This is a genomic window from Candidatus Poriferisodalis sp. (assembly GCF_965219595.1).
Taxonomy (GTDB): Bacteria; Actinomycetota; Acidimicrobiia; order Acidimicrobiales; family Poriferisodalaceae; genus Poriferisodalis.
This window is the reverse complement of record NZ_OZ244781.1, coordinates 2,489,342-2,514,533: the sequence shown is the minus strand read 5'-3', so window position 1 is coordinate 2,514,533 and position 25,192 is coordinate 2,489,342. Positions and strand designations below refer to the sequence as shown.

The 25,192-nt window shown below is 69.9% G+C and carries 19 protein-coding genes; 13 read left to right on the top strand and 6 right to left on the bottom strand.

Features of this window, described 5'->3' with window-relative positions:
* Positions 1 to 61 precede the first annotated feature (61 nt).
* Both ACOQPE_RS11180 and ACOQPE_RS11175 read right to left on the bottom strand, forming a co-directional pair.
* Entirely contained in the window at positions 62 to 1,195 is a 1,134-nt protein-coding gene (locus tag ACOQPE_RS11180) for a hypothetical protein (protein WP_420608989.1), read from the bottom strand.
* Positions 1,185 to 6,116, bottom strand: a complete 4,932-nt coding sequence (locus ACOQPE_RS11175) for a hypothetical protein (protein ID WP_420608988.1) — start codon at positions 6,114 to 6,116, stop codon at positions 1,185 to 1,187. Before ACOQPE_RS11175 ends, ACOQPE_RS11180 begins: the two co-directional genes overlap by 11 nt.
* 543 nt (positions 6,117 to 6,659) lie before the next feature.
* Here ACOQPE_RS11175 and ACOQPE_RS11170 point away from each other — a divergent pair.
* From ACOQPE_RS11170 to ACOQPE_RS11115, 12 genes are all read left to right on the top strand, one after another.
* Positions 6,660 to 7,625, top strand: coding sequence for an SAF domain-containing protein (locus ACOQPE_RS11170; RefSeq protein WP_420608987.1), 966 nt, complete (start codon positions 6,660 to 6,662; stop codon positions 7,623 to 7,625).
* Entirely contained in the window at positions 7,595 to 8,545 is a 951-nt protein-coding gene (locus ACOQPE_RS11165; RefSeq protein ID WP_420608986.1) for a hypothetical protein, read from the top strand. Before ACOQPE_RS11170 ends, ACOQPE_RS11165 begins: the two co-directional genes overlap by 31 nt.
* Positions 8,542 to 9,852 carry a CpaF family protein gene (locus ACOQPE_RS11160; protein ID WP_420608985.1) on the top strand — a complete coding sequence of 437 codons (1,311 nt, stop codon included), beginning with the start codon at positions 8,542 to 8,544 and terminating at the stop codon, positions 9,850 to 9,852. Before ACOQPE_RS11165 ends, ACOQPE_RS11160 begins: the two co-directional genes overlap by 4 nt.
* Positions 9,822 to 10,754 carry a type II secretion system F family protein gene (locus ACOQPE_RS11155; RefSeq protein WP_420608984.1) on the top strand — a complete coding sequence of 311 codons (933 nt, stop codon included), beginning with the start codon at positions 9,822 to 9,824 and terminating at the stop codon, positions 10,752 to 10,754. Before ACOQPE_RS11160 ends, ACOQPE_RS11155 begins: the two co-directional genes overlap by 31 nt.
* The gene (locus ACOQPE_RS11150) at positions 10,751 to 11,572 is read left to right on the top strand and encodes a type II secretion system F family protein (RefSeq protein WP_420608983.1); all 822 of its coding nucleotides are present in this window, start codon (positions 10,751 to 10,753) and stop codon (positions 11,570 to 11,572) included. The genes ACOQPE_RS11155 and ACOQPE_RS11150 overlap by 4 nt, the downstream gene beginning before the upstream one ends.
* Positions 11,573 to 11,658: 86 nt before the next feature.
* Positions 11,659 to 12,168: a hypothetical protein gene (locus ACOQPE_RS11145; protein ID WP_420608982.1), complete on the top strand. Its 510-nt coding sequence runs from the start codon at positions 11,659 to 11,661 to the stop codon at positions 12,166 to 12,168.
* On the top strand, positions 12,165 to 12,935 hold the full coding sequence (locus tag ACOQPE_RS11140) for a hypothetical protein (protein ID WP_420608981.1): 771 nt from the start codon (positions 12,165 to 12,167) through the stop codon (positions 12,933 to 12,935). The genes ACOQPE_RS11145 and ACOQPE_RS11140 overlap by 4 nt, the downstream gene beginning before the upstream one ends.
* Positions 12,932 to 13,447, top strand: a complete 516-nt coding sequence (locus tag ACOQPE_RS11135) for a hypothetical protein (protein ID WP_420608980.1) — start codon at positions 12,932 to 12,934, stop codon at positions 13,445 to 13,447. The genes ACOQPE_RS11140 and ACOQPE_RS11135 overlap by 4 nt, the downstream gene beginning before the upstream one ends.
* Positions 13,444 to 13,890 (top strand): hypothetical protein, encoded by a 447-nt coding sequence (locus tag ACOQPE_RS11130; RefSeq protein ID WP_420608979.1) that lies wholly within the window; start codon positions 13,444 to 13,446, stop codon positions 13,888 to 13,890. Before ACOQPE_RS11135 ends, ACOQPE_RS11130 begins: the two co-directional genes overlap by 4 nt.
* Before the next feature lie 126 nt (positions 13,891 to 14,016).
* Positions 14,017 to 18,690, top strand: coding sequence for a glutamate synthase large subunit (gene gltB, locus ACOQPE_RS11125; RefSeq protein WP_420608978.1), 4,674 nt, complete (start codon positions 14,017 to 14,019; stop codon positions 18,688 to 18,690).
* Positions 18,691 to 18,771: 81 nt separating this feature from the next.
* The gene (locus ACOQPE_RS11120; RefSeq protein WP_420608977.1) at positions 18,772 to 20,229 is read left to right on the top strand and encodes a glutamate synthase subunit beta; all 1,458 of its coding nucleotides are present in this window, start codon (positions 18,772 to 18,774) and stop codon (positions 20,227 to 20,229) included.
* Positions 20,230 to 20,247: 18 nt separating this feature from the next.
* The gene (locus ACOQPE_RS11115; protein WP_420608976.1) at positions 20,248 to 21,579 is read left to right on the top strand and encodes a M20 family metallo-hydrolase; all 1,332 of its coding nucleotides are present in this window, start codon (positions 20,248 to 20,250) and stop codon (positions 21,577 to 21,579) included.
* 6 nt (positions 21,580 to 21,585) lie between these two features.
* Here the strand turns inward: ACOQPE_RS11115 and ACOQPE_RS11110 are convergent, their stop codons facing one another.
* Both ACOQPE_RS11110 and merB read right to left on the bottom strand, forming a co-directional pair.
* Positions 21,586 to 22,233: a hypothetical protein gene (locus ACOQPE_RS11110; protein ID WP_420608975.1), complete on the bottom strand. Its 648-nt coding sequence runs from the start codon at positions 22,231 to 22,233 to the stop codon at positions 21,586 to 21,588.
* 6 nt (positions 22,234 to 22,239) lie between these two features.
* Positions 22,240 to 22,731 (bottom strand): organomercurial lyase, encoded by a 492-nt coding sequence (gene merB, locus ACOQPE_RS11105; RefSeq protein ID WP_420608974.1) that lies wholly within the window; start codon positions 22,729 to 22,731, stop codon positions 22,240 to 22,242.
* 85 nt (positions 22,732 to 22,816) lie between these two features.
* Here merB and ACOQPE_RS11100 point away from each other — a divergent pair, with 85 nt between their 5' ends.
* Complete coding sequence (locus ACOQPE_RS11100; RefSeq protein ID WP_420608973.1) at positions 22,817 to 23,584, top strand: nitroreductase family protein; 768 nt, start codon at positions 22,817 to 22,819, stop codon at positions 23,582 to 23,584.
* Positions 23,585 to 23,625: 41 nt separating this feature from the next.
* Here ACOQPE_RS11100 and ACOQPE_RS11095 read toward each other — a convergent pair whose 3' ends face one another.
* Positions 23,626 to 24,282, bottom strand: coding sequence for a GOLPH3/VPS74 family protein (locus tag ACOQPE_RS11095; RefSeq protein WP_420608972.1), 657 nt, complete (start codon positions 24,280 to 24,282; stop codon positions 23,626 to 23,628).
* A 129-nt stretch (positions 24,283 to 24,411) separates the two neighbouring features.
* Entirely contained in the window at positions 24,412 to 25,158 is a 747-nt protein-coding gene (locus ACOQPE_RS11090) for a DUF192 domain-containing protein (protein ID WP_420608971.1), read from the bottom strand.
* Between the last annotated feature and the right edge of the window lie 34 nt (positions 25,159 to 25,192).

Below are 25,192 nucleotides of genomic sequence, written 5' to 3'. Positions count from 1 at the left end.
ACAGTCGATGACCATAGCCTCAGCCCAAACAAGTGCAGAACTTACCGATGAGCTACCCTTCCTATGCTGTCATTCCGCCGATTTTTCCTGCGGGTGCCGCAAGCGAAACTGCCGGCCCTATCTGGTGCGACATGAGCAACGCGTCGTCTATGGTCAGGAGTTCTTCACCGCCGCGAAACAGTCTCGTCTTCGCTACGCCGCTTGCGCCCAAGGTCCCAACAGCGACCACCTCGCCAAACTCGCTGACGATTGGCTGTACTGCGTACAGAAACGCATCTTCCATCTCAAAGACGCGTTGCCCTCGGTCGTCCATAGCCCGTACGCCATGCCTGTCCGCCACGACGACTATGTCGCCCCAGTCAGCGCTTGTCACGCCCCAGATAAGACCATGATCTACTGGCAGTGCCCAGGTGTCGAACACTGCAACGCCGCCCAAGGCAGAACGCGCATCCAAGAGCGTTGCTTCGAAATTTGAGTCGGCCGTCTCAGGAGACTCGTAGTGGTCCAAGGCAAATGAGCCCGTGCGCTCCAAGACTCCAGCGACAGAACCACCGGTATGGTCCGGAAATACTATTTCCGTGGTTTCCCACCGCTTCAGGTCACCTGTGGTTACGAGGGAAGCTGCCATTCGCCTCGGCGTATACATGTGCCTCTCGAACTCCGGTATACCCGGCTGTGATGCCAAGGCTGCCGCCTCGACACCGGCGTAACGCAAGAGTTCAAGAGCATCAGGCCCGGCTTCGTACGTAATCGCCTCTTCTTCAGTGTACATGTGCCCGCCAACGACGAGAGTCTCGTCGATGGTGCCGATGCAGCGTGCGGTGAAGTCGGGGGGTGTGTCTATTGAATGCTCTTGTCCGTCGGTTTCTGAGCGGAGGACGATGCCGGTGCCAGTGGGGTCGGCTCGCAGGGTGAGCAATTGGTCGTTCCAGACAGTGGCGTCGGCGAAGCCGGGCTCGACTTCGACAATCTCCGTGCTGGAATCGACCGACGCTGACCCTGCGGCTTGCCCGGTCGCTACGGGTGCTGGGCTGCTGAGGCCGGCGAGCAGGCTGCGGCCCGCGAGTCCGGCGACGCCGACGGCACCTGCAGTACCGCCGACTACGGCAAGGAACCGGCGGCGACTCAGCGGCCGGCGGGCCGCTGAGCTTGTGGAGTCGGCCTCGTCTGGAGCTGTCGGGGGTTCAGTCGTCATCGGCGCTCGGGGGGTGGGGGATCTTGATGTTGATGGTGTGCTGGTCTGCGGCGTCTGGCATGGTGAGGGAGGCGGCGGAGATGACATAGACGCCTTTGGTGAGCGTCGTGCGGATTCTGGAGTCGGTGGCGTTGCCGTCCAGATACAGGTACCCGGTGCCTGCGGCGGTGTCCCAGGCGTCGTTGTTGATGGCGACGGGAGCGCTGCCGAGATTGGTGAGGAGGCCGCTGATCGGGTCGGTGATCGCCCTGTACAGCGCGAGGTGTGTGTTTCGGTTGTCCGACGACAGCCGAATGGTCACATCGACGCTGCTGTGGGTGATCTCAAACGTGTAGAACCGGGTGCGCCTTCTGATGCTGTCCTTGACGTTGTTGACCGCAGCGTTGCAGTCTGTGCTTACCGGCCATGCTTCGGTATCGAGATACCAGCGTCCGACCGAGAGGCGCGTGATGCAAGCAGCAGGCATCACTTTGGCGGGCCGGCTCCCGGTGGCCGGGGTGCGTATCGTGACTTGGGCTGTGGCGGGTCCGGTGCATACGGCTCTGCCGATGACGACGATGACGGTCTGGCCCGCGGCGCAGGCTTTGCCTGCGGGCACGACGTTGACCGTCGGAGCGGCGCCGGGGCCGGCTGGCTGAGGATCGGCGTCGCCGGCCTGGGCGTCGGCTGCCGCGGAGGCGCTCTGGGGCTGCGTGGCGGTGGGCGTTTTGGGTGTGATGGCGACGACGGCGAGGTAGCTGCCAGGCCGGTCGGGTGTGACCTTCAGCACGCCTGACCCGGCGGCGGCGCTGACGGTCACGTCCGCGCCCACGTCGCCTGCCATGGCCACTTCGGCGTTTGCGGGCCGGTACTCGAACACGAACTCGGTCGTCTGGCCGTGGGGCGCGTGCAAGGAACTGCTGAGCCCGTGCACCGTGACCGCGCTGATGTCGAGCCGGTACGCGCCGGTGTCGTCGTACGCGGAAGCGGACGCCTCGAGCGTGTACTTCCCTGCGGGCAGCCGTCCGGCTTCGACGCGGCTGTCGCGGCGGTAGCTGCCGTTCTCGTCGCCGATGTCGTCGCTGCTGGCGCGGACTCTTCCGGCGCCGTCGGCGCTGTGGCCGTCGATCAGCCGCAGGTACGTGTCAAAGCTGCCGGAGCCATTCGTGCGCTTGCCGCCGACGAGCTCGACGGTCACCCATGTCGGCTCTTGGAGCGTGAGGGTGTGGCGGTGAGCGAAATAGCGGCGCCCGCGCACCGGGCCGCGGTTCTTGGACAAACAGCCGCCATCGGCGCTGGTCTGCCCCGACACGCTCACCGCGCCCGGCTCGAGGACCCCCAACGCGCTCACGCACGGCGAAACCGGTTCCTCCGCCGCAGTCAGAGTGACCGTCTGCGATGCAGCCGCTCGCCCGTCAGCCTCGCACGTAACCGTGACAGCCAGACTGCCGGGTGCGGCGATCTTCGCGGTGAGCGTGCGCTCTGCTGCGCTCTGGCCTGCTGTGACAGCTGCTGTGCCGGGCGAGGCGCTGCATCGAGCTTCGGCGGGCTCCACGGTGAAGTCGGCGGTGACGGCGACTTTCCCGCTGCCGGTCTCGCCAGCGTCGGCAAGACCCGTGATCTCGACGGGCGTCTGGCAGGCGACCGTGAGGCGGGCTGTCTTGGTGCTGTCGCCGAGGGTCGCTGTGGCGGAGGCCGTGCCGTTGGTGGTGCAGCTCAGGGTTGCCGTGGCGGTGCGGCGGTGCAGGGTGGTGCTGTCGGGGCCGGGCACCGCCGTGACCGTGCCCTGCGATTGGCTGTCCTCGGCGATGCCGCCGGTGGCTGTCCAGGCGACGGTGAGCGCTGTGCCGGTGGCGGTGGCTTCGGCTTCGACGTCGAAGCTGCCGCCTTGGGCCATGGTGCACTCATAGGCGACATCGGCGCCGTCGGGCGCCGGGGCGAGGGTCTTGCACTCGCCGCCGACGACGGCCCGGGCGCCGACGGTGGTGACGCCCGCGGCGAGGCTCGCTGTGAGCGTCACGGTCTGCGTCGCGGCGGCGTGGCCGGCCGCCGTGCAGGTGACGGTGACCGCGAGGCTGCCCGGCGCGGTGATGCCCGCGGTGAGGATGCGGTCGGTTGCATCGGTGCCGTCGGCGACACTGGCTGTGGCGGGGCTGGCAGTGCAGGCGGCATTGGCGGGCTCGACGGTGAACGGCGCTGTGACGGCGACTTCGCCGGTGCCGTCGGAGGCTGTGTCGGCCAGTCCTGTGATCTTGACGGTCTTGTCGTAGGCGGTGTTGATCTTCAGCCGGTAGCGGCCCGCAGCGGCGGAGCGGTAGGTGGTGGCCTCGATGGTGTAGTCGCCCGCTGGGAGTTTCTTGGATATGCGGCTGTCGTTGCCGGGACCGTCGTCGTCGTCGCTGGCGTTCACGCTGCCCGTCGCGCCGTGCCCGTCGAGCAAGACCATGTACGTGTCGAGCCTGGCCGTGTTGGCGGGGTCGTTGCCGACGTCGACGGTGACCTGCGCGGGACCTGACAGCGTGAGCGTGTGGCGGCGCGTGTAGTAGGTGCCCGAGCGGCCGCGGTTCGCGGTGGTGCACTTGCTGTCAGCAGCGATCGTGCCGCTGCGGGTGACAGTGCCCTCAGCGAGGGTGCCGAGCGGGTCGTCGCACGCCGCCGCTGGCGGCGGCTGGCCGCAGGCGATCGCGACGGTGACAGAGCGGCTGTGAGCTCCGGCGGTCGCGGTGAGGGTGACCGTGCTGTCGGCGGTGCACGACACGGCAGCGGTGCCGGAGCGCGAGTACACCACCGGTGTCGCGCTGGGCGCGGCGACTTGGGTCTTGGCCTGGGTATGGCTGTCGATCTTCGCGTCGCTTGTGGCGGCCCACGACAGCGACAGGCCGTTGTGGGGTCCTTGCGCGGCGCCGGTGACGGTCAGGGCGCTGCCGTAGGGGACGGTGCATGCGTAGTCGGCTGCGCTGTCAGCAGCGGCTTTCTTGCATTCGTTGCCGCTGATGGTGAGGCTGGCGATCGCGAGATGGCCGCGCAGCGTTGCGGTGGCGGTGCCTTCGGAGCGTCCCGTGGCGGTGCATTTGACGGTGACGTGCTGTGAGAACGGCGGTTTGCGGGTCAGCGACACCGTGCGGTCCGCGCCGTTGCCGACCGTGATCTTCGCGTCGGTCGGCGACACCGTGCACGAGGCGTCAGCGGGCTCGACGGTGAAGCCGTCGCCGGCTGCGGCCTGAGCCTGGCCGATGCCGTAGCTGTCATCGAGGCCGATGATCTTCACCGGCGGCAGGTCTGGTGTGACGGCCACGGTGAGTGTGAACGCGCCGGTGATGTTCGCTGTTGGGGTGGTGACCTCGATCGTGTATTCGGTGCCGGCCGCGACGGCGGCGTTGTCGATCTGGGCGTCCGTGTTGGCGCCGGAGTCGTCGTCGGACGCGATCACTGTCGCTGTCGGCCCCGTGCCGGACATGACCTGCACGAACATGTCCGCCGCTGCCGACGACGCTCCCGCGTCGATCTTGGAGTCGACCGGCACGCTGAGCGTGTAGTGGCGCGCCCAGTGGGGAGACTGCGCGTTGCCCTTGTTCCATGACACGCAGCCAGCAGCGAGCGTGCCCGAGCGTGTCACTGTTTCCTCGCCGAGACTGCCCAGGCTCTCGCTGCACACTGTGCGAGTCGGTGCCTGGGTCGGGGGGCCGAGAGTGGAGCGGCTGCATCGCCCGCCGCCCGCGGGATCCCACCCCTGGGGGCAGCGCTGGATCGGCGGCCGGCCGGTGAGCGTTGTCAATGGCGGTGTGGGGTCGCTGTAGACCGTCGTGGTGACGGTCTTGGTGCACAGCTGTGCTGCGGCGTCCCAGTCGTAGCCGGAACGGCACGAGCGGTCCGCGGACTCATAGCGGTAGCTGGTGACCGGCGTGCTGCCCGACGGCTTCCATTCCGTGGTCGCCGACCGGCACCTCGACCCGTGCGGCGAGAAGCCCGAAGGGCACGCACGCGTCGCCGGCTGCGTGTGCTTGGTGACCGGCTGGCGGGTGGTCTTCACCCAACGCGTCGAAGCTGTGTCCGAGCGGCACTTCGATCCGTGCGGCGAGAAGCCCCGCTCGCACGACTTGACAGGCGCCGCGGTCACCGTGCGGGTGCGGGTCTCCCACCAGCACTGCTGCCCGGCGAACGGGTCGTAGCTGCACACACGCTTCTTGTACGTCTCGGTCTTGGAGCACTTCGTCGACGCTCCCGAGCCGCTCGCCGTGTAGCCCGACGGGCACGAATACTCGTACTCGGCCGTCGCATAGGACGACTCGGACCGATAGCAGCCCCGAGTCGGCGACGTGCGGTACTCGTGGCTGCCGGTGCAGTACGGCGTCACCGACTTGGAGCACGTCCAGCCGATCCCGTCATAACCCAGCGTGTACCCCGACGGGCACTCATAGCGATAATTCGCGAACCCGTACGTCGTCACCTGCTTCTCGCAGCGGCCGCTGCGATACCGCTGCCCCGAAGGACAGGTCGTCCCCGCAGCGATCTTGCACGACCACGCCGTGCCATGCTCCCCAGAAGTGCTCACCAGCGTGCCCCGCACACACGACCACGTCGCCGTCGCCGTCAGCGTCGACGTCGACACCGTGCGAACACGGCACTGCCCCTGATGCAGCACCTTGCCGCCCGTGCAGTACGCCGGTACCGTCTTCTGGCACGTATGAGACGGCCCCAGCTCGCCCAGCGTCGTGACCAGCACATACCCGTCGTCGGCCTGAGGGCACACTCTCTCCATCTCGGTGTGCTCGACCTTGGGGGTCTTGCACAGCCCGCCAGCGAGCACCATCCCCTCCGGGCAGCTCAGCCCGGCTGTGCCCGAAGACTCCGCGGCCCCTGCTTCCCCAGCGAGGCTGTTCCACCCCACCCCGAGTTCCTCGGCTCCATCGCCGTCAGCATCGGCACGCTCCAGCCACGGCACCGCGCCCACCCCCGACAGCACCGAGGCCGCGACGAGCGTCGCGACAAGCAGCCGAGCGGCCCAGCTCAGCCCAGCAGCACCCTCAAGCGGGGCTCGAACGCGGCGCGGCCGAATCGCGTCGTGTCGGCACTGCTGCGGCGCAACAGGGCAGCGACCCCCCCCCCCCCCGGATACGGGTGTTCGCGTGGGTGGGGTGGGTCATGAGCGGCGCAACGTAGCCAGACCCGGCGCTGCTGTCAACCGTCTGCCGTTGGCCGGCGTCGGGCGGCGTGCTGTCGGCGCGGTGCTGTGCGGCGCCGGGTGTGCGTCGGCCCCGATGCCGTGTCGTGCCGGAGGAGTACGGTGATCCGCCGCCTACGGGGACGTTCGAGCAGGCGTCGGCTCGCGCCCCGCGAGGCCGCTGTCGGCGGGTTCGTCGAGCCGGAACGGGCGGCAGCTGCCGGGGTGCCGACGCGCGCTCCGAGACGGCTGGGCGGTCGCGCGCGTCGTGTGCTTCTCGCTCTTGCAGGGCTGCTGCTGGCGGTGAGCAGCGTCGCCGGTTTCGTGCGGACTGCGGACGCGTTCGACGAGCGTGCGGCTGTGGTGGTGGCAGCGCGGAACCTGCCCCGCGGCCATGTGCTGTCGGCAGGCGACCTGGACGCGGCGCTGGTGCTGCCCGGGGTGGTGCCGCATCTGGAATGGAGCGACGGTGCAGCGGCGGCGTTGGCCGGTCTTGCGGTGACCCACAGCGTGCCGGCGGGGTCGCTGGTGACCGCGGGGATGCTCGCCGCGCCCGCAGCGGGGGCGTTCGGGGACCACTTGGAGGTTCTGGTGCCGGTCGACACGAGCCTGGTTCCCTCGGGTGTCGCCGAGGGCGAGTTGGTGCTGCTGATCGACCCCGGCGCGGCGCCGTCGGGCAGCGACCCGGGGCGTGCCCGCCGGGTGATCGACACGCTGGTCGCAGAGTCGCTGGCCGGCAACGCGCTGCGATTGTTCGCACCTCCCGCCGAGTGGGTGCAGTGGCAGACGCTGCCCGCCCGTCTGGGAAGCCTGCCGATGGTGCTGCCGGTGCCGCTGGGCGGCGACGCGGCAGGGTTGGCAGCGGAACTGAACGCGGTGTGGGCTGCCGAGCACAGGCAGGCCTCAGCGGCGGGCAGCCCGCTGGGCGCGGCGTGGGAGACCGCCGGGGGGCCGGGGCTGTTGCAGACGGTGGTGCCGGTGGACGTGTCGCTGTCGGCGTCGGGAGTCGCCCAGGGCGGCTTGGCGCTGCTGGTCGACCCCGGCGTGCCGCTCGATGCCGCCAGCGGCGGCCGGCCCCGTTCGGTGCTGCGCTCTGTGCGGCTGGACCACTACCGCGACGGCCTGCTGGGCATCTGGGCCGAGCCCGCCGAGTGGGTGTGGTGGCAGAGCCTCGCCCAGCGGCTGGGCGCCGCGCCGATGCTGCTGCGCGTCTCGCCCGATGCCGACACCGACGCCATGAGCGCTGATCTGAACGAGGCGTGGCGCAAGCACTGGGAGCAGCGCTGGTGATGGCGACCGTCACCAGCGCAGCCGAACCGCTCGGCGCCGCCGGCGGGCCCCCGGCCGAGTGCGGGGCGCTGACGGTCGCTTTGGCGCATGGCATCGCCGCTGCCACCGGCGAAGGGGTGCTCGTGGTGGACGCCGACGCCGTCGGCACACGGCTGACCGCACGCGTCGCTGCGGCCACGGCGACGGTGATGCCGACCGCCCGGCGCGGGCTGCCGACGCTCGTCGCTGCCCGCGGGGGCATCCGCGCCGACAGCATCGAGCTGCACTGCTGGGCGCTGCCCGAGCGGCGCCGGGGCGCGGGCCGGGTGCTGCTCGCCGGCGCTGCCGCTCACCCCGCAGGAGCGGCACGCACCGCATGCTGGGCGGCCGAGCACGCCGAAGAGCTCGCCGCGCTGCCCGATGCGCATCACAGCATCGCAGCGGTGCTGGTGTCGCTGGCGAACACGGCGCCCGACGCGGCCCGGGAAGCGCTGCACCAAGCAGCGCGCATGCACGTCGGCGCCGCGCCGGCATCGGGCACGGCGGCGCCGGGAGGGCTTCGCGGCGTGCTCGCGGCGTTCGGGAGGCACTCGGCGCCTGACCCGATCACCGAGTTGCGCGCCGCACGCGTCGGGGCCGCGCCGGACCGGCCCCGCAGCGACGACGCCGGCCCGATGCCAGCGCGGACCCATGACAGCGCCGCAGGCATGCCGGTGCTGCTGGGCAGCGTGGGGCCGGTGCGCGAGCGGGCGCTGCTGGGCGCCCGTCCGCGCCGCCGCGAACGCGTCGCCCTCGACGCGCTCGGCGCCGCCGCAGCACGGCTCGCAGCGCTCGGCACGCACAGCACAGGCTCCCTCGGCAGACCGGATGCCACAGACGCGGGCACCGCGCGAGCGGAGGCCGGGCGAACAGGCGCGGGGCGAACAGGAGTCCGGCGATGAGCTTGGCTGCGTCGATCTGGGCGGCAGTCCGCGAGCAGGTGCAAGCCCATCGGCTCGACGCAGCCGCCGACCCATCGGACGGCGAGGGGGCCGCAGCAGGCGGCCGCGTCGGCGAGTCGTCGCGGCGTCTGGCCGTCGAGACGATCGCTCGTCTGGAAGCCGAGGCGCTCGATGTGCGGGGCACCGTATTGTCGGACGCGGACCGGGCGTGGATCGACGGCGAGCTCGGGGCGCTGCTGGGCGCGGGGCCGCTGCAGCGGTTCCTGGACCGGCCGGACGTGGAGAACGTGTGGTTGTTTGGCCCTCGCCGCGGGGTGCTGGGGCTCACGGGCGGCCGTCAGGAGACGATCGCTGGGCCGCTGTTCGCTGACGACGCGGAGATGATCGGCTTCGTCGCTCATCTCGCAGTGACTCACGGCCAGACCGGCCGCCGGTTCGATCACTCCGCTCCGCTGCTGGACCTGCGGCTGCGCACCGGCGAGCGCCTGTTCGCGGCGATGGACGTGTGCGGCGAGCCGTACCTGACCGTCAGGTGCCATCGCCACCGGCTCGTGAGCCTCGACGACCTGGTCGAAGCAGGCACCCTCGGCGACGACGCCGCCGCGTTCCTTGCCGCGGCGGTGGCGCCCCCGTCGCCGGCGAACGTGCTGGTCTGCGGTGCGCTGGGGTCGGGCAAGACCACCTTGCTGCGCGCCCTGCTCGGCCAGATCGGCGGTCACGAAGTGGTCTGCACCCTCGAGCAGACCTTCGAGCTGTTCCTCGGCGACACCCATCCGTGGGTGTTCGCGGCGGAGACACGCGAGCGCAACAGCGACGGCGAGGGCGAGATCGGCATGGAAGAGCTCGCCCGTCGCAGCCTTCGCACCGGCGCCGACCGGGTCATCGTCGGCGAGCTGCGCGGCCCCGAAGCCGCCGCTTTCCTGTCGGCGTGCGGCACCGGCAGCGACGGGTCGATGGCCACCATCCACGCGTCGTCGCCCCGCCAGGCACTCGCCCGGCTCGTCCGGTACTGCCTCGCCTCAGGCGCCGCACCGGCCCAAGCGGCACTGGTCCAGGAAGCCTCCGAGGTGATCCATCTCGTCGTGCACATGGCCGCCGACCCCCGCAGCGGCCGACGCGTCATACGCACCATCGCCGAGACGCTGCCCCCAAACGGCGACCGTTTCGAGGTGCGCGACCTGTTCCGGCGCGACCGGCCCGACGGCCCCCTCGCGCATCTCGCGGCACCGCAGAGCCCCGGCCTCGCCGAACGCGTCCACCACGCCGACGCCGGCTCGTGGGCGACCCCAGCGAGGCCGCAGCGGTGAACGCCACCGGCTTCGCGCTGCTGTTCGCTGCCGGCGTGTCGCTGACCGCTGCGGCAGCCCTCCGAGGGCCGACGCGGCCCGGCACGCAGCAGCCCGCACCCCCCGCCAAGGCGCCGAGCCGTCGGGCCCGCAGCCCCGCCGCGTCACCGCGGCGGGCCCTGCTGTGGGGCACCGTCCAGGCAGCAGCGGGGATCGCCGGGCTGGCCGCCGGATATCTGGCGAGCGGCCTGTGGGGCATCGGAGTGCTCGCCGCAGGCGCAGGAGTGCTCGGCCCTGCGTTCGCGGCTGCGCCCGCACGACGGCGCCGCCACACCGCTCTCGCTCTGGCCTGGCAGGCATGGGCACGCCAGCTCGCCGAACTGGCCCGTTCGGGCGCAGGGCTCGCCGACGCGCTCGCCGCCAGCGTTGCGCACGCACCGCAGCGAATCGCGCCGGTTGTGGCGCGCACCGCTCGGGCCGCCCGCGAGCACGGCATCACCACAGCCGCCGAGCAGCTCGCCGCCGCCGGCGCCGTGTTCGAGCCCGACATCGCGGCGGGTCTGCGCATGGCTGCCGCAGCGGGCGGGCCGGTCGCCGCATCGCTGGAACTGCTCACACAGCGCATCGGCGACAGCGTCGCCGTGCACCGCGCCCGCACCGAAGCCGTCGTGGCGCTGTGGACCCAGACCATCGCGCTGCTCGCGCTCGCCGGCGCGGTGATCGCGCTCATGTACCGCAACAACCCCGCCTACTTCGACCCCTACCGCACCCCTGCCGGACAGACCTTCCTGGTGCTCATCGCCATGGTCATCCTCGGCGCAAGCGCATTCCTCGTGCATCACAGCACCGTGCGCACCCACCGCTCCCCGCTCGCCCCGCCCGCACCCCAACCGCAGCGGCGCACCGAACGGCCGCCCCTGTGAGCCCCACCGCAGCCCTCGCAGGCGCCGCGCTCGCCGCGGGACTGCTGATGTGCATCGCAGCAGCCCTGCGGGGCCGCCGCCATCCCGCCGGCAGGCCGCCGCGGGACGCCTCGCAGCGGCTGGCAACGCGCAGGCTCAGCGACCGACGCACAGCCGACCTGCGCCTCGCCGGGATCGCCCCCACAGCGCATCTCGCCCACCAGGCACTCGTCGGCGCAGCGGGACTGCTCGCCGGCACGGCCGTCGCCGTCCAGTGGACCTCCACCGCGCCCGCAGCCACAGCCGCCGTCGCCGCCTGCACCGCAGCGGGCTGGCTGGGGCCCGCACAGGCCGCCCGCGACACCGCCCGCCAGCGACGCCAAGAGCTCCAGCTCACCGTCAGCGCCTGGATCGCGCTCACCGCTCAGCAAGTCAACGCCGGCGCCGAGCCCGCCCAGGCCATGCTGCGCGCTGCGCACGCCAACCACACCCTGCCGTGGCGCACCCTCGCCCGACGGCTGCACGCAGCCCAGAACGACACCCGGCCCGCCGCCGACGGCCTCGCCGGCCTGGCCGACAGCTACCGGCTCGACGGGCTCGACGAGACCCTCAGCGCCCTCACCCTCGCCTCGCGCAGAGGCACCCGCCTCGCCGACGCCATCCTGACCGCAGCCCACAACCAATGGCAGCGGCGCATCGCAGCCGAACGCGAAACCGCCCAGCGGCACAACCAGATCATCGCCCTGCCCGCCACCGCCATCGCTCTCGCGCTCGCAGCCATCCTCATCTACCCCCCGCTCGTCTCGCTCACCGGCGGCATCACCGCCACCGGGCCATGAACCCCCGCCCACAGCACCACCGCCCCGTGCCGCGGCGCCGCCGGACCCGCCTGGCTGCCAACCCTCGACGACGCAACCCAGCGGGCATGGTCACGCTCGAATGGCTGCTCGTCATCGCCGCGGCAGGCGGATTCGCTGCGGCCATGGCCGTCGGGCTCGACGGGCTCACCGCCGACCACACCACCTTCACACCCCGCGAACACAGCACGCACGCTGCGTCGCGCACCGCCGCCGCCCACATCAACGACCGAGCGCTCGCAGCGCTCCTCGACGCGAGCGCAGCTCAAGCCGCCGGCACGCCCGAATCCGCAGACGCCGCCACCGCACGGCTCGAACGGCTGCGCAGCGAATGCGAGACCCTTCCCGCCGCCTACCCGGCCGCTGTCCAGCACGCCCGCTGGCAGTGGCAGCCCATCCCCGCGCTCGCCGACAGCGGCACCGACAGCCAGTCCCCCGCGGGAACCCCCGAGCCGCCGACGCCTCCGCTCTCCGACGAGGGAGCAGACCCAGCCGCAGCACCCCAGCAGCCCGACGAACCGGGCCGCACCGCCCCCGAGGGCCGCTGGGCATGCCGCCTCGACGGACCCGCCCGATGAACGCCCCGCAGCGACCGCGCAGCGACGAACGCGGCGGCGCCGTGTCGCTGATGGTGATCCTGATGATCCCCGCGTTCGCCCTCGCGGCCGTCGCCGCCGCTGCCGTCCCTCAACGGCTCGCCGCCCAAGCCGCCCTCGACGACAGCGCCGCCCAGCTCGCCGCCATGGCAGCCCACTGGCGCGACGCCCAGAACCGACCCCACGGCCCGGTCGACTGGTACTACCCCGACTGCACCACCCACCCGGCCAACGCGCCCACGCCCCTCACCGACCCGACCGAACCCGAACCGGCTGACGCGGCCGAACCAGTCCTCACAAGCGCCGGCACCCCAAGCGAGCCGACCGACACGCCCGCAGCCGAACCTGCTCTCGCTGCGCTCTGCGAGACCGCCACCCGCTCGCTGCTCGCCGGCCTCGGCACCGTCGGCATCGACGCCGACCGGCTCGCCGGCTACCACACCAGCAGCCTCGCCGCCGCAACCGCAGCCGACGGCCCCGCTCCTCTGCCCTGTCGCATCGGCACCCGCACCATCACCGCCGACGCCGTACGCCTCGGCGTGAGCGCACCCTGGGCTGCCACCAGCTGGGCACCCGGCCAGATCTGGCCGGGCGGCATCAGCCTGCAAGCACACGCCACCGCAACCACCACCCGCGCGGACAGCACAGCCAAGCTCCCCGACTGCACGCCCCTCACCGGGCCCGCCGCCCGCCTGCTCGCCGACCGAGCCACCGCAGCCACCGCCTTCGGGCACCCCCAAGCGCCATGACCGCCGACGCAGCCCCTCCGATGCGACGCCGCCGAGGCGCCCGCAGCGAACGCGGATCCACCTCCGCGCTCGAACTCATGGCGCTCACGCCCGTGTGCGCCCTAGCGGTCGCTTTCATCACCTGGGCCGGCAACACGGGCCAAGCCCAGCTCGCCGTCACGCTCGCAGCCCAAGAAGCCGCCACCGCCGCTGCGGTGTGCTGCGGGTCCTTCCACTCCCACGACGCCGCGTACGACCAGAACACCGCCAGACAGCTCGCCGCCGAAGCCGTCATCGCCGCCCGACCCAGCCTCGAACGGCTGTGCACAGGGGGACCCCAGCCCGCCGGCCCCCACGGCCAATGGGCCACCCACACTGCCACCCCCGACAGCGCCGCCGCCGTGGTCACCGCCCACATCGCCTGCACCACCGACGGCGCAGCGACACCGGTGCGAGGCCTGTTCGGCACCCGCACCGTCCACGGGCACGGCACCCACATCACCACCGCCCCGACAACCAAAGGAACCCCATGAACACCGCATCCCGCACCCGCAGCGAGGCCGGGCTCACCACCCTCGAATGGCTGCTCATCGTCGCCGCCGTCGCCGGGCTCGCCGCACTCGCCGTCGTCCTCGTCCAAAACGTCGTCGACGACACCGCCGAACAACTCGGCGGCGCCAGCGCACGCGCAACAGCCGCCAACGTCGCCGCAGACACCGTCATCCGCGAAGCCCGCACCGCCAACCCCGACGATGCCCGCTACAACACCTGGCAACGCTGGGAGCTCTACTTCACCGCCCGCTGCGAACGCCTCGAAATCCTCTACAGCGACACCAACCTCGACGTCCAAGCCAAATTCGTGCGACCCAACAACAAGAACGACAACGACCCCACCACCACCGCAGACCTCAACAAAGCCGACGAGGCAGACCCCGCCGCCGGAAAACCCCAGGCCATCTGCCGACGCAACACCTGAACCCTCCGACGACGCCGTTCGAGTACGGCGGGCGCGCCGGTAAACTGCTCGCTTCCAGGGCCAACGACGTCCCTGCATCCGCCGGGTTCCGACACGGAATCCAATCAGCCCACTTGGACGTCGCCGATGCCCATCAATGACACTGCGGCCGCTGACACTGCGACTGCGCCACGTGCCGAAGATCGTCCTGCGATACGCACCGGCCCGTTCTCGACGCCGCCTGCTGCACAGGGCCTCTACGACCCTGCCTTCGAGCATGACGCGTGCGGCGTGGGCTTCGTGGCCGACATGTCCGGAGTGCCGAGCCGCGCAGTCGTCGATCAGGCCCTGCAGTGCCTCGTCAACCTCGACCATCGCAGCGCGACGGGCGCCGAGGCCAACGTCGGTGACGGCATCGGCATCACCATCGGGGTGCCCGACCGGTTCCTGCGCGAGGTCTGCGATTTCGAGCTCCCGCCAGCCGGTCGCTATGCAGCCGGCACGGCGTTCCTGCCGCGCGCCGACCCTGACGCAGCCGCTGCGTCGATCGAAGCGATCATGGTCGACGAAGGGCTCGAGGTGCTCGGCTGGCGCGACGTCCCCACCGATCCTTCCTCGCTCGGCAAGTTCGCCACCGATCCCATGCCGGTGTTCCGGATGCTGTTCGTGGCCGCCCCGTCCCCTCAACAGGGCCATCTGCTCGAGGGGCTGGCGCTCGAACGGCGGGTGTACGTCGCCCGCAAGCGCACCGAGCACGAGATCGATCCCGCGCCCTACTTCGGTTCGCTGTCGTGCCGCACGCTCATCTACAAGGGAATGCTGACCTGCAGCCAGTTCGCAGAGTTCTATCCCGACCTGGTCGACCCCCGCATGGAATCGGCGCTCGCCCTGCTGCACTCGCGTTTCAGCACGAACACGTTCCCGTCATGGCCGCTCGCGCACCCGTACCGCATGCTGGCTCACAACGGCGAGATCAACACCGTCATGGGCAACCGCAACTGGATGCGTGCGCGCGAGGGCACGCTGTCGAGTCCGCTGTTCGCTGACCCCGATGGGCGGAACCAGCTCGAGCGCAGCTACCCGGTGTGCACGCCGGGAGCATCGGACACCGCCAGCTTCGACGAGGTCCTCGAACTGCTCCATCTCGGCGGGCGGAGTCTCCCCCATGCCGTGCTGATGATGATCCCTGAGGCATGGGAGAACCATGCCCGCATGCCCCAGGACAAGCACGACTTCTACGAGTTCCATGCCTCGTTGATGGAACCGTGGGACGGCCCGGCCAGCATCGCCTTCACCGACGGCACCGTCGTGGGCGCGGTGCTCGACAGAAATGGATTGCGGCCGTCCCGCTATTGGGTCACCGCCGATGGCCTGGTCGTGATGGCGTCCGAGGTCGGCGTCGCTGACATCGATCAAGCCCGCATCATCCGCAAGGGCCGCCTGCAGCCGGGACGCATGTTCCTGGTGGACACCTCGCAGGGCCGCATCGTGGGCGACGACGAGATCAAGCATGACCTCGTGAACGCGGAGCCGTATGGGGATTGGCTCGCCGACGGGCTCGCACACCTGGAGGACCTGCCACCGCGCTTCAGCCTGACGCCTCAGCATTCCTCAGTGACACTGCGCCAGCGCACCTTCGGCTACACCACCGAGGAGCTGCGGATCCTGGTGGCGCCCATGGCCCGCACCGGCATGGAGCCGATCGGGTCGATGGGCACCGACACGCCGATCGCCGTGCTGTCGAAGCGGCCGAGACTGCTGTTCGACTACTTCAGCCAGCTGTTCGCGCAGGTCACCAACCCGCCACTGGATGCGATCCGTGAGGAACTGGTCACCTCCACCAAGGCCAAGATCGGCCCGGAGGGCAACCTGCTGCAGCCCGGCCCGGATTCGTGCCGCCAGATCGTGCTGCCCTACCCGATCCTGTCGAATGAGGATCTCGCCAAGATCCTGTACATCGACGAGGACCTGCATGCAGACGGGGACTCGGGGGCCCATCAGCACTACCGGCCGTTCGCCGTCGACGGCCTGTACCCGGTCGCGGACGGCGGCGCAGGCATGGAGCGAGCAATCGCAGAGGTGTGCGAGCAAGTCGACGAGGCCATCGCCGGCGGCTCCCGGATCATCATCCTGTCGGACCGCTACAGCGACGAGCAGCATGCGCCGATTCCCTCGCTGCTGCTGACGGGCGCAGTGCACCACCACTTGGTACGCAACAAGACCCGGACGATGGTGGGCTTGGTGACCGAGTGCGGCGATGCGCGCGAGGTGCACCACATGGCATTGCTCCTGGGCTACGGGGCGAGCGCCGTCAACCCGTACCTGGCCTTCGAATCGATCGACGGCATGGTGCGCAGCGGTGTCATCACCGAAGTCGACGAGCGCACCGCAAAACGCAACTACATCAAGGCGTGCACCAAAGGCGTGCTCAAGGTGATGTCCAAGATGGGCATCTCGACCGTGGCCAGCTACACCGGGGCGCAGGTGTTCGAGGCCGTGGGTCTTGGGTCAGACCTCATCGATCGCTACTTCAGCGGGACGACGTCCAAGCTCGACGGCGTAGGTCTCGACGTGCTCGCCGCCGAAGTTGCCGAGCGCCACCGGTTCGCCTACCTCGACAACCCCACCGAGGCCGCGCACCGCGATCTGTGGGCGGGCGGCGAGTACCAGTGGCGGCGCGAGGGCGAGTACCACCTGTTCAACCCCGAGACCGTCTACAAGCTGCAGCACTCCACGCGCGCCGGCCGCTACGAGGTGTTCAAGGAGTACACGCAGCTGGTGGATGATCAGTCCACCGAGCTGGCGACACTGCGGGGCCTGTTCGAGCTCCGTCCGGCAACCGGCGGGCCGATCCCGATCGACGAGGTCGAACCGGTTGCCGAGATCCTGAAGCGGTTCTCCACCGGAGCGATGAGCTACGGCTCGATCTCCGCGGAGGCGCACGAGACGCTGGCGATCGCCATGAACCGCATCGGCGGCAAGTCCAATACCGGCGAGGGCGGCGAGGACCCGCGGCGCTATGTGCCGGACCCCAACGGCGATCTGCGACGCTCTGCCATCAAGCAGGTGGCCTCAGGGCGTTTCGGTGTGACCTCGGAGTACCTCACCAACGCCGACGATCTGCAAATCAAGATGGCCCAAGGCGCCAAGCCCGGCGAGGGCGGGCAGCTGCCGGGGCCGAAGGTCTGGCCGTGGATCGCGAAGACCCGCCACTCGACGCCCGGCGTCGGGCTCATCAGCCCGCCGCCCCACCACGACATCTATTCGATCGAGGATCTCAAGCAGCTCATCCACGATCTCAAGAACTCCAACCCCGCCGCGCGGGTCCACGTCAAGCTGGTGGCCGAGGTGGGCGTGGGCACTGTGGCCGCCGGCGTGTCGAAAGCGAAGGCCGATGTGGTGCTGATCTCCGGGCACGACGGCGGCACCGGGGCGTCTCCGCTGACGTCGCTGAAGCACGCGGGCGCGCCGTGGGAGCTCGGCCTTGCCGAGACGCAGCAGACACTCCTGCTGAATGGGTTGCGGGATCGCATCGTGGTGCAGACCGACGGGCAGCTGAAGACCGGCCGCGACGTGATCGTGGCGGCACTGCTGGGCGCCGAGGAATACGGCTTCGCCACAGCGCCGCTGGTGGTCTCGGGCTGCATCATGATGCGCGTCTGCCACCTCGACACCTGCCCCGTAGGCGTCGCTACCCAGAACCGCGAGCTGCGCAAGCGCTTCGGCGGACGGCCCGAGTTCGTCGTGAACTACTTCGAGTACATCGCCCAGGAAGTCCGCGAGTACTTGGCAATGCTGGGCTTCCGATCGCTGCCTGAGGCCATCGGGCGGGTGGACCGGCTCGACACCGCCGCGGCGGTTGCCCACTGGAAGGCGCACGGGCTGAACCTGTCGCCGATCCTGGCGGAGCCCGAGACGCCATGGCCGCAGGATCGCTACTGCTCGCAGAGCCAGGACCACGGCTTGGAGCGAGCCCTCGACCAGCAGCTTGTCGAGTTGGCGGCACCCGCAATCCAGCGCCGAGAATTGGTGCGGGCAGAGCTGCCGATCAGCAACGTGAACAGGACCGTCGGCACCATGCTCGGCCACCGCATCACTGCTGCCCACGGCGGCGACGGCCTGCCTGACGACACGGTCGATTTCACCTTCAACGGGTCGGCCGGGCAGAGCTTCGGCGCATTCGTGCCGCATGGTCTCACGATGCGGCTCTACGGCGACGCCAACGACTACCTCGGCAAGGGGCTGTCTGGCGGGCGCCTGGTGGTACGACCGCCGAGGGACACACACCCGGATTTTGTGGCCGAGGACAACATCATCGCCGGGAACGTCATCCTGTACGGCGCAACCGGCGGCGAGGCGTACATCCGCGGCACGGTCGGCGAACGCTTCTGCGTGCGCAACTCCGGAGCGACCGCCGTCGTTGAGGGAGTGGGCGACCACGCGTGTGAGTACATGACGGGCGGCATGGTGGTGGTGCTCGGCGGCGTCGGCCGCAATTTCGGCGCGGGCATGTCGGGCGGGATGGCATTCGTTTACGACCCCGACGATGTCTTCTGGCGGAACCTGAATGCCGAGATGGTCGACCTCGAACCCCAGCTCGACGACGCCGACGCCGAGACGGTGCGCACGGTGCTGCGCCATCACCTCGCCGAGACTGATTCGGCGCCGGCGGGGCGCATCCTGGGTCGCTGGCACAGCGAGGTGCGCAGCTTCCGCAAAGTGATGCCGAAGGACTACCGGCGCGTGCTCGAAGCGCGGGCGGCAGCGGCCGAGCTCGGCCAAGACCCCGACGAGGCAGTCATGGCAGCTGCGCATGGCTAGGAATCGCGTCCGTTCGCTCGGCGCAGCCGCCGCCAGACAGGCACAGGGGCTGCGCATGGCTGATCTGCATGGGTGATCTAGATGGGTGATATCCGGGGATTCATGCGGCACGACCGGGAGCTGCCGACGCGGCGCCCGGTGCCGGTGCGCCTCCGCGATTGGCGCGAGGTGTACGAGCCATTCGCCGACGAAGACTTGCGCACCCAGGCCAGCCGCTGCATGGACTGCGGTGTGCCGTTCTGCAACTCGGGCTGCCCGCTGGGCAACATCATCCCGGACTGGAACGATCTCGTGTACCGCGATCGCTGGCACGACGCCATCGAGCGACTGCACGCCACCAACAACTTCCCCGAGTTCACCGGCAGGCTGTGCCCGGCACCGTGCGAGGGCGCATGCGTGCTGGGCATCAACGCCGACCCGGTCACGATCAAGCAGGTCGAGGTCGCGATCATCGACAAGGCCTTCGAGATGGGCTGGGTCCGCCCCGAACTGCCCGCCTCGCGCACGGGTCGCAGCGTGGCGGTGGTGGGTTCGGGGCCTGCAGGCCTGGCTGCGGCGCAGCAGCTGACCCGTGCCGGCCATGACGTCACGGTGTTCGAGCGTGCCGATCGGCTCGGCGGCCTGCTCCGGTACGGCATCCCCGAGTTCAAGATGGAAAAGCGCCACATCGAGCGACGGCTCGACCAGATGAGCGCAGAGGGCACGAAGTTCCGCACTGGCGTGGAGGTCGGTGTGGACATTCCTGTGGCGGATCTGCAAGCAGATTTCGACGCACTGGTGCTGGCCGGCGGCGCGACGGCGTGGCGCGATCTGCCGATCCCGGGTCGCGAACTCAATGGGATACACCAGGCAATGGAGTACCTGCCGTGGGCCAACAAGGCCCAAGAGGGAGACCTCGACCCGGCCGAGGTTCCGATCAACGCCGCAGGCAAGCATGTGGTGATCATCGGCGGCGGCGACACAGGTGCCGATTGCCTGGGTACCGCACATCGCCAGGGCGCTGCGTCGGTGCACCAGTTCGAGATCTTGCCGCGACCGCCCGACGAGAGGGACTCGGCCAACCCGTGGCCGACCTATCCGATGATCTACCGGACATCCTCGGCGCACGAGGAAGGCGGCGAGCGCGTCTATTCGGTGAACACCGAAGAGTTCCTGGGAAACGACGCCGGTGCAGTGCGAGCACTGCGGGCACACGAGGTGGTATTCAGCGACGGTCGGTTCGCCAAGGTCGAAGGCAGCGACTTCGAGCTCGTATGCGATCTGGTGCTGCTGGCGATGGGATTTCTCGGGCCCCAGCAGGAGGGCTTGCTGGCCCAGCTCGGCGTGGAGACCGATGCGCGCTCCAACGTGGTGCGCGACGAGGACTACCGCACCAGCGTCGACGGTGTGTGGGTGTGCGGCGACATGGGCCGTGGGCAGAGCCTGATCGTGTGGGCAATCGCGGAGGGCCGAGCGTGCGCCGCGGCAGTCGACGAGGCCCTCATGGGTCATACGGCCCTCCCGTCCCCGATGCCGCCCTCCGCGCACCCGTTCAACTGAGCCACGGAGGTGACGACGGTGAGCACGAGCCCGTACCCGGTGAGCGGCGAGCGTTTGTGGGAGACGCTTCATTCCCTGGCAGAGATCGGCGCCACGGCCGCCGGCGGAGTCGCCCGTGTAGCGCTGACCGACGAGGACCGGGCGGGGCGCGACCAGTTCGTGGCATGGGCGCGGGAGCTGGGCTGCACTGTTCATGTCGACCAGATGGGAAACGTGTTTGCCCGCAGGGAGGGCACCGATCCGCGGCGGGCGCCGGTGGTGGTGGGCAGCCATCTCGACAGCCAGCCCACCGGCGGCAAGTACGACGGCGCCTACGGCGTGATGGTGGGCCTCGAAGTGCTGCGTGTGCTCCACGATCACGACATCAGCACCGCAGCGCCCATTGAAGTCGTGTCGTGGACCAACGAGGAGGGAGCGCGCTTCCCGCCTGCGATGATCGGCTCTGGCGTCTACGCCGGGGCATTCAGCCTGGACGAGGGGCTGGCCGCCCCAGGGGTGGACGGCACCACGCTCGGCGGCGAGCTGGCGCGCATCGGCTACGCGGGCGACGAGCCGTGCGGTGCTCCTGACGGAGCAGGTCGCCGGTCGATCGGGCACTACATCGAACCGCACATCGAGCAGGGCCCGATCCTGGAAGCCGCGGACGTGACGCTCGGCACCGTGACCGGGGTGCAGGGCATCCGCTGGTACGACGTGTCGATCGACGGCCAGTCGGCGCACGCCGGCAGCACGCCGATGGAGCACCGCGCTGATGCGATGGTGGCCGCCGCGCGGCTGGTGTGCGAGGCCGACGAGATCGCAGCCCGCCGCGCACCGGAGGGTCGCGCCACTGTCGGCACGCTCACGGTCGGCACCGGTTCGCGCAACACCGTGGCCGGCTCGGTCTCGCTGACGGTCGACCTGCGCCATCCCGCCGCTGACGAGCTGGAAGCCATGCACCGTGAGCTGCTGGCGTTCGCCGAGAGTGGTGCTTTCGGACCGCAGCCCAGCGCCGCATCGAGCGGCGTCAGCCAACCCAGCGCCGCATCGAGCGGCGTCAGCCAACCCAGCGGCCGTTCGCTCCCCCGACCGCAGATCACCCCGATCTGGTACTCGCCGCCGATCGTGTTCGACCCCGCAGTGGTGGATGCAGTGCGGGAAGGCGCCTCGGCGGCCGGTTTCGAGCCGGTCGACATCACGTCAGGGGCCGGCCACGACGCTTGCTACGTGTCCATGGTTGCGCCCACCGGGATGCTGTTCATTCCGTGCGCTGACGGGCTGTCGCACAACGAAGCCGAGTCGATCCTCCCAGAGCACGCAACAGCCGGCGCCCAGGCCACCCTGAACGCTGTGCTGGCATTGGCGGGCTAACACCGGTCAGGTCAGCTCAGCCAACGCCCTGCACTTGAGGATCGCCCGGGCGGACTGCTCCATGGCAGTCCACGCGGGCTGATCGGCTACTTCGCCCTGCCATCCCATCTGCGCCAGCCGATGAGTGAGCCGCACATCACCGGCGCGCACATCGGCCCGGGCGAGCCAGCCGGTGGCTGCCTGGACGTCGCGCACCGCCGATCGTCGAGTCTCGGTCCATAGCTGCGCGTCGACATCGGGCAGCGAGTCGGCGGGGATGGCCACGATCATCGCCCTCGCGGTATTGCGCCAGTGCCGGGCGATCTCGACCGGTACTGCCGCGGGCCATTCCCCGAACAGCTGCTGCTCGACGCTGCGGTCGTCGGGCGACGCCCCATCGACCACGCTGACGTCGACCTTGCTCAGCTCCATCGCCGCCGCCGTGGTGGCCTTCACGTCCGGGCGCACCGGCGTCAGCCGTTCCCGCAACTCGCCGAACGCTGCTGCGCCCTCGGGACCGGTCGCCCAGGTGATGAAGTCGCTGCGGGCTCGCGCGCGGAACATCGGTGAGGCAAACGTGTCGGCCCACCACTCCACAGGCCGCAGCAGGTGCGATGTGCGGTGGTCGAATTCCTCCCATTCGAGGGCGTGCTCTTCCGACCGGAAGAGGTTCATGCCCGCTCAGCGGAAAGGCCGGGTGGCGGCATCGCCGCCGACCATGCTGCGGGTGTAGCCGACCATGGTGGGCGGGTCGACGGAGAGGATCTCCTCGTCGCGCATCACGATCTGCAGCGGTTCGCCGCCGAGCAGGCACGGCGCATCCACGGTCACGGTCTGGCCCGGAAGCAGCCAGCGGCAGGCCAGCGCCTCGAAACCGCACTGGGCGAACCAGCGCTGCTCGCCGTCGACGCTCACCCGGTACTGGGTGGGCTGGTTGTTGAACGGCGGGAACGATGCGATGTACTCGGTGCCGGGATGCAGCCAGCCCGGCGTGAGGTCGATGATCCGGCTGATGACCGCCTTGGCCCGCAGGGGTGCCATATCCAGCGTGCGGGCGAGTTCGGCGTAGTGAGGCGCAACGCCGGTGGCCACGATCTCACCCATGATCGCGGCATAGGCAGCGTCGAGCTCGGTGAGCGGGATCTGCGCCGGATCGAAGGAGTCAGTGGCCATATCGCGACTCTAGAAGGGGTCACATGCGTGCGCAGTCGACGGCCGCAACGACGGTGCGCATCGGGTCCAGAAGTAACTTGCAGGCATGGCGGGGGATGTGCCCAGCAACGACGACCTGACGGCCCCGCGTTTCGATGCCCTCATGGAGGTGCTGCGGCTGCGGCGGTCGGTGCGCAGCTTCGAGCCGCCGCCGGAGCCGCTGCCCGCCGAGGTGCTGCGCGGCATCTGCGAGGCCGGGCGGTGGGCGCCGTCGGGCGCGAATACGCAGCCGTGGCACTTTGTCGTGGCTGCGGAGCGGGCCGATGTGCTGGCTGTATCAGATGTGTTCGTACGCCAGGCTGACCGGCTGGTGGAGCACTGCCGGGGCTTCCCGCACGTCCACAAGAAGCACTGGCTGCACAATTCGCTGGCCATCGTGCTGCTGTTCTGCGATCCCCGTTGGGTCGACTCGTACCCGGTCAGTGACCACGACGGCTGGGGCGACGAGTACGCCGCCAACAACGAGAAGATCCTGCTTGCATCTGTGGGCGCCGCCGCGCAGAACATGCACCTGGCGGCTGCCGCGTACGGCTTGACGACCGCGTGGCTGAGCGGCGGCGGCGAGGACACCACTGCTCGGGAGTTGCGCGAACTGCTCGGCGTGCCGGATCCCCTCGTGCCAGTTGCCACCATTCCGATCGGCTGGCCGCACCGTCGTGCCGAGTCTCGCTACCGCCACCCGCTCGACCAACTCATCCACTGGGGCCGGTGGGATGCTGGGCGCACTCCAGCCGACGATGCGGTGCAGACCTACGTGACCGGCGTCCGCCGGCAAGCCATGTACCGCGGCAGCGAGACCCTCGAGGACGGCTGAGCCGACCGTGCGCCCGCGCCCGGGGCGTCGCGCTGATTCGCCTAGAGCATGAAGCGGCTGACCGTGGAGCTGGCCAGCCACATTTCGATGTCGCGAATGGCTGAGGTCATGGCCTGACCGATCAGGTCGAGCTTGCGCACCTGCTCGATGCGCGGTGCTGCCTGCTCCAGCTCCGGCTTGGACAGCAGCTCGCCGAAGATGCCGCATGCATCCACCAACGCGATGATCACGACGTCTCGCGGGCTGGGGATCTCGTCGCTGAACAGCACGCCCATGATGCGCAGCTTCACCTCGCGCTCGGCCTGGCCGTCGACCATCGGGTAGCGGCGGGATCGGAACACCCACAGGTGACGGTCGTCCTTGCGCTCGAGAATGCCCCGATCGATCAGACGGGCGAATGCCTCTTCGCGGATGCCCTCGGCTCGCGAGGCCACGAACTCCACCCAGTAGCGCGAGTCGCCCTCGGCCTGCTGAGCGGCGATATGAGCCAGCGTGGGATCCAGCAGGCCGTCGCCGATCGGCGTCGAGTCGATCAGCATGAGCTTCTCGAGATCGGTGTCGATCCGATTCTCCATCGCCAGATCCATGAGCACCGAGCCGGCAATCACCCTGTCGAGCGTGCGCTCGGGCACGTGGATCAGCTTGCCGTCATCGTCTCGCAGCAGCAGGAGCAGAATTTCCTCGGCAAATCTCAGCATGGTCCCGATCCAACTCCTGTCATGTCGGCTGCGCAGTGGCGCACGAAGCGGCCGCGGCATCGCAGCGTAGTTGGCCGACGGCGCCATCCGGTTGCCGTCGCACGTGTGTCATGCGCGCATGTCCCGGCACTACTCGACGGTCACTTCGACGAACTCGGCCGAGGGGAGACCGATGTCGAAAGCCGGACTGAGCGGATGCTCGATCGCGATGCGATACGGGCCATCAGGGTGATAGCGCTCGCATTCTTCGGGTGGCGTCGGTGCCAGGCACGGCACCATGTCGGTCGCTGAGACCACGGAACCGCTCGCAGAGACGAAGGTGATCCGCAGCGGAAGCGGTGTGTTGCGCATCCAGAACGCGCCTGAGGTGTCCCCTTCGAAGATGAACACCATGGCGGCGTAGCCCCCGAGCGCTGCGAAGTCGGCCACGCCCATCAGCCCGCGCTGTCGGGATTGCGGGGTGTCCGCGACAATGACCGGCCATACGCGCAGGCCTGCCGGCCCGGTCACGCCCAGCACACCCTCGCCGAAGCCCTCTGGCGGGTCGGCCGCGGCGAGCACCGCTCGAGCGTCCGCAGACGGATCAGGTTCGGCGGGCGACGCGAGCGTCTCGGCCGGGGCGCTGGTCTCGCTGCTCTGTTCGTCCGTCAGCGCCGAGGGCTCGGCGGGCGACTCGACGGGCCCGAGGGCTGACGCAGAGGGGGCGTCGATCGACTCGCCGACCACTGTCACGACCGCGGACGCAGGCGAGGTCGCTGTCACGGGGGGACCGGTTGGCGCGATGAGACCGCCGCTGCGGGTGGATTCCTGGACCGAGCAGCCCACCAAGACCACCGCGACGGCGCTCATCGCCGTCAACCGGCGGAACTGCTGCACGGAGTCAGTCTGTCGTGACGGCTGGCCCGTGGCG

Coding starts and splice junctions, on each gene's coding strand:
- ACOQPE_RS11180 (WP_420608989.1), bottom strand. CDS start 1,195: ATGACGACTGAACCCCCGACAGCTCCAGACGAGGCCGACTCCACAAGC.
- ACOQPE_RS11160 (WP_420608985.1), top strand. CDS start 8,542: ATGAGCTTGGCTGCGTCGATCTGGGCGGCAGTCCGCGAGCAGGTGCAA.
- ACOQPE_RS11145 (WP_420608982.1), top strand. CDS start 11,659: ATGGTCACGCTCGAATGGCTGCTCGTCATCGCCGCGGCAGGCGGATTC.
- ACOQPE_RS11140 (WP_420608981.1), top strand. CDS start 12,165: ATGAACGCCCCGCAGCGACCGCGCAGCGACGAACGCGGCGGCGCCGTG.
- ACOQPE_RS11135 (WP_420608980.1), top strand. CDS start 12,932: ATGACCGCCGACGCAGCCCCTCCGATGCGACGCCGCCGAGGCGCCCGC.
- ACOQPE_RS11130 (WP_420608979.1), top strand. CDS start 13,444: ATGAACACCGCATCCCGCACCCGCAGCGAGGCCGGGCTCACCACCCTC.
- gltB (WP_420608978.1), top strand. CDS start 14,017: ATGCCCATCAATGACACTGCGGCCGCTGACACTGCGACTGCGCCACGT.
- ACOQPE_RS11120 (WP_420608977.1), top strand. CDS start 18,772: ATGGGTGATATCCGGGGATTCATGCGGCACGACCGGGAGCTGCCGACG.
- ACOQPE_RS11110 (WP_420608975.1), bottom strand. CDS start 22,233: ATGAACCTCTTCCGGTCGGAAGAGCACGCCCTCGAATGGGAGGAATTC.
- merB (WP_420608974.1), bottom strand. CDS start 22,731: ATGGCCACTGACTCCTTCGATCCGGCGCAGATCCCGCTCACCGAGCTC.
- ACOQPE_RS11100 (WP_420608973.1), top strand. CDS start 22,817: ATGGCGGGGGATGTGCCCAGCAACGACGACCTGACGGCCCCGCGTTTC.
- ACOQPE_RS11095 (WP_420608972.1), bottom strand. CDS start 24,282: ATGCTGAGATTTGCCGAGGAAATTCTGCTCCTGCTGCTGCGAGACGAT.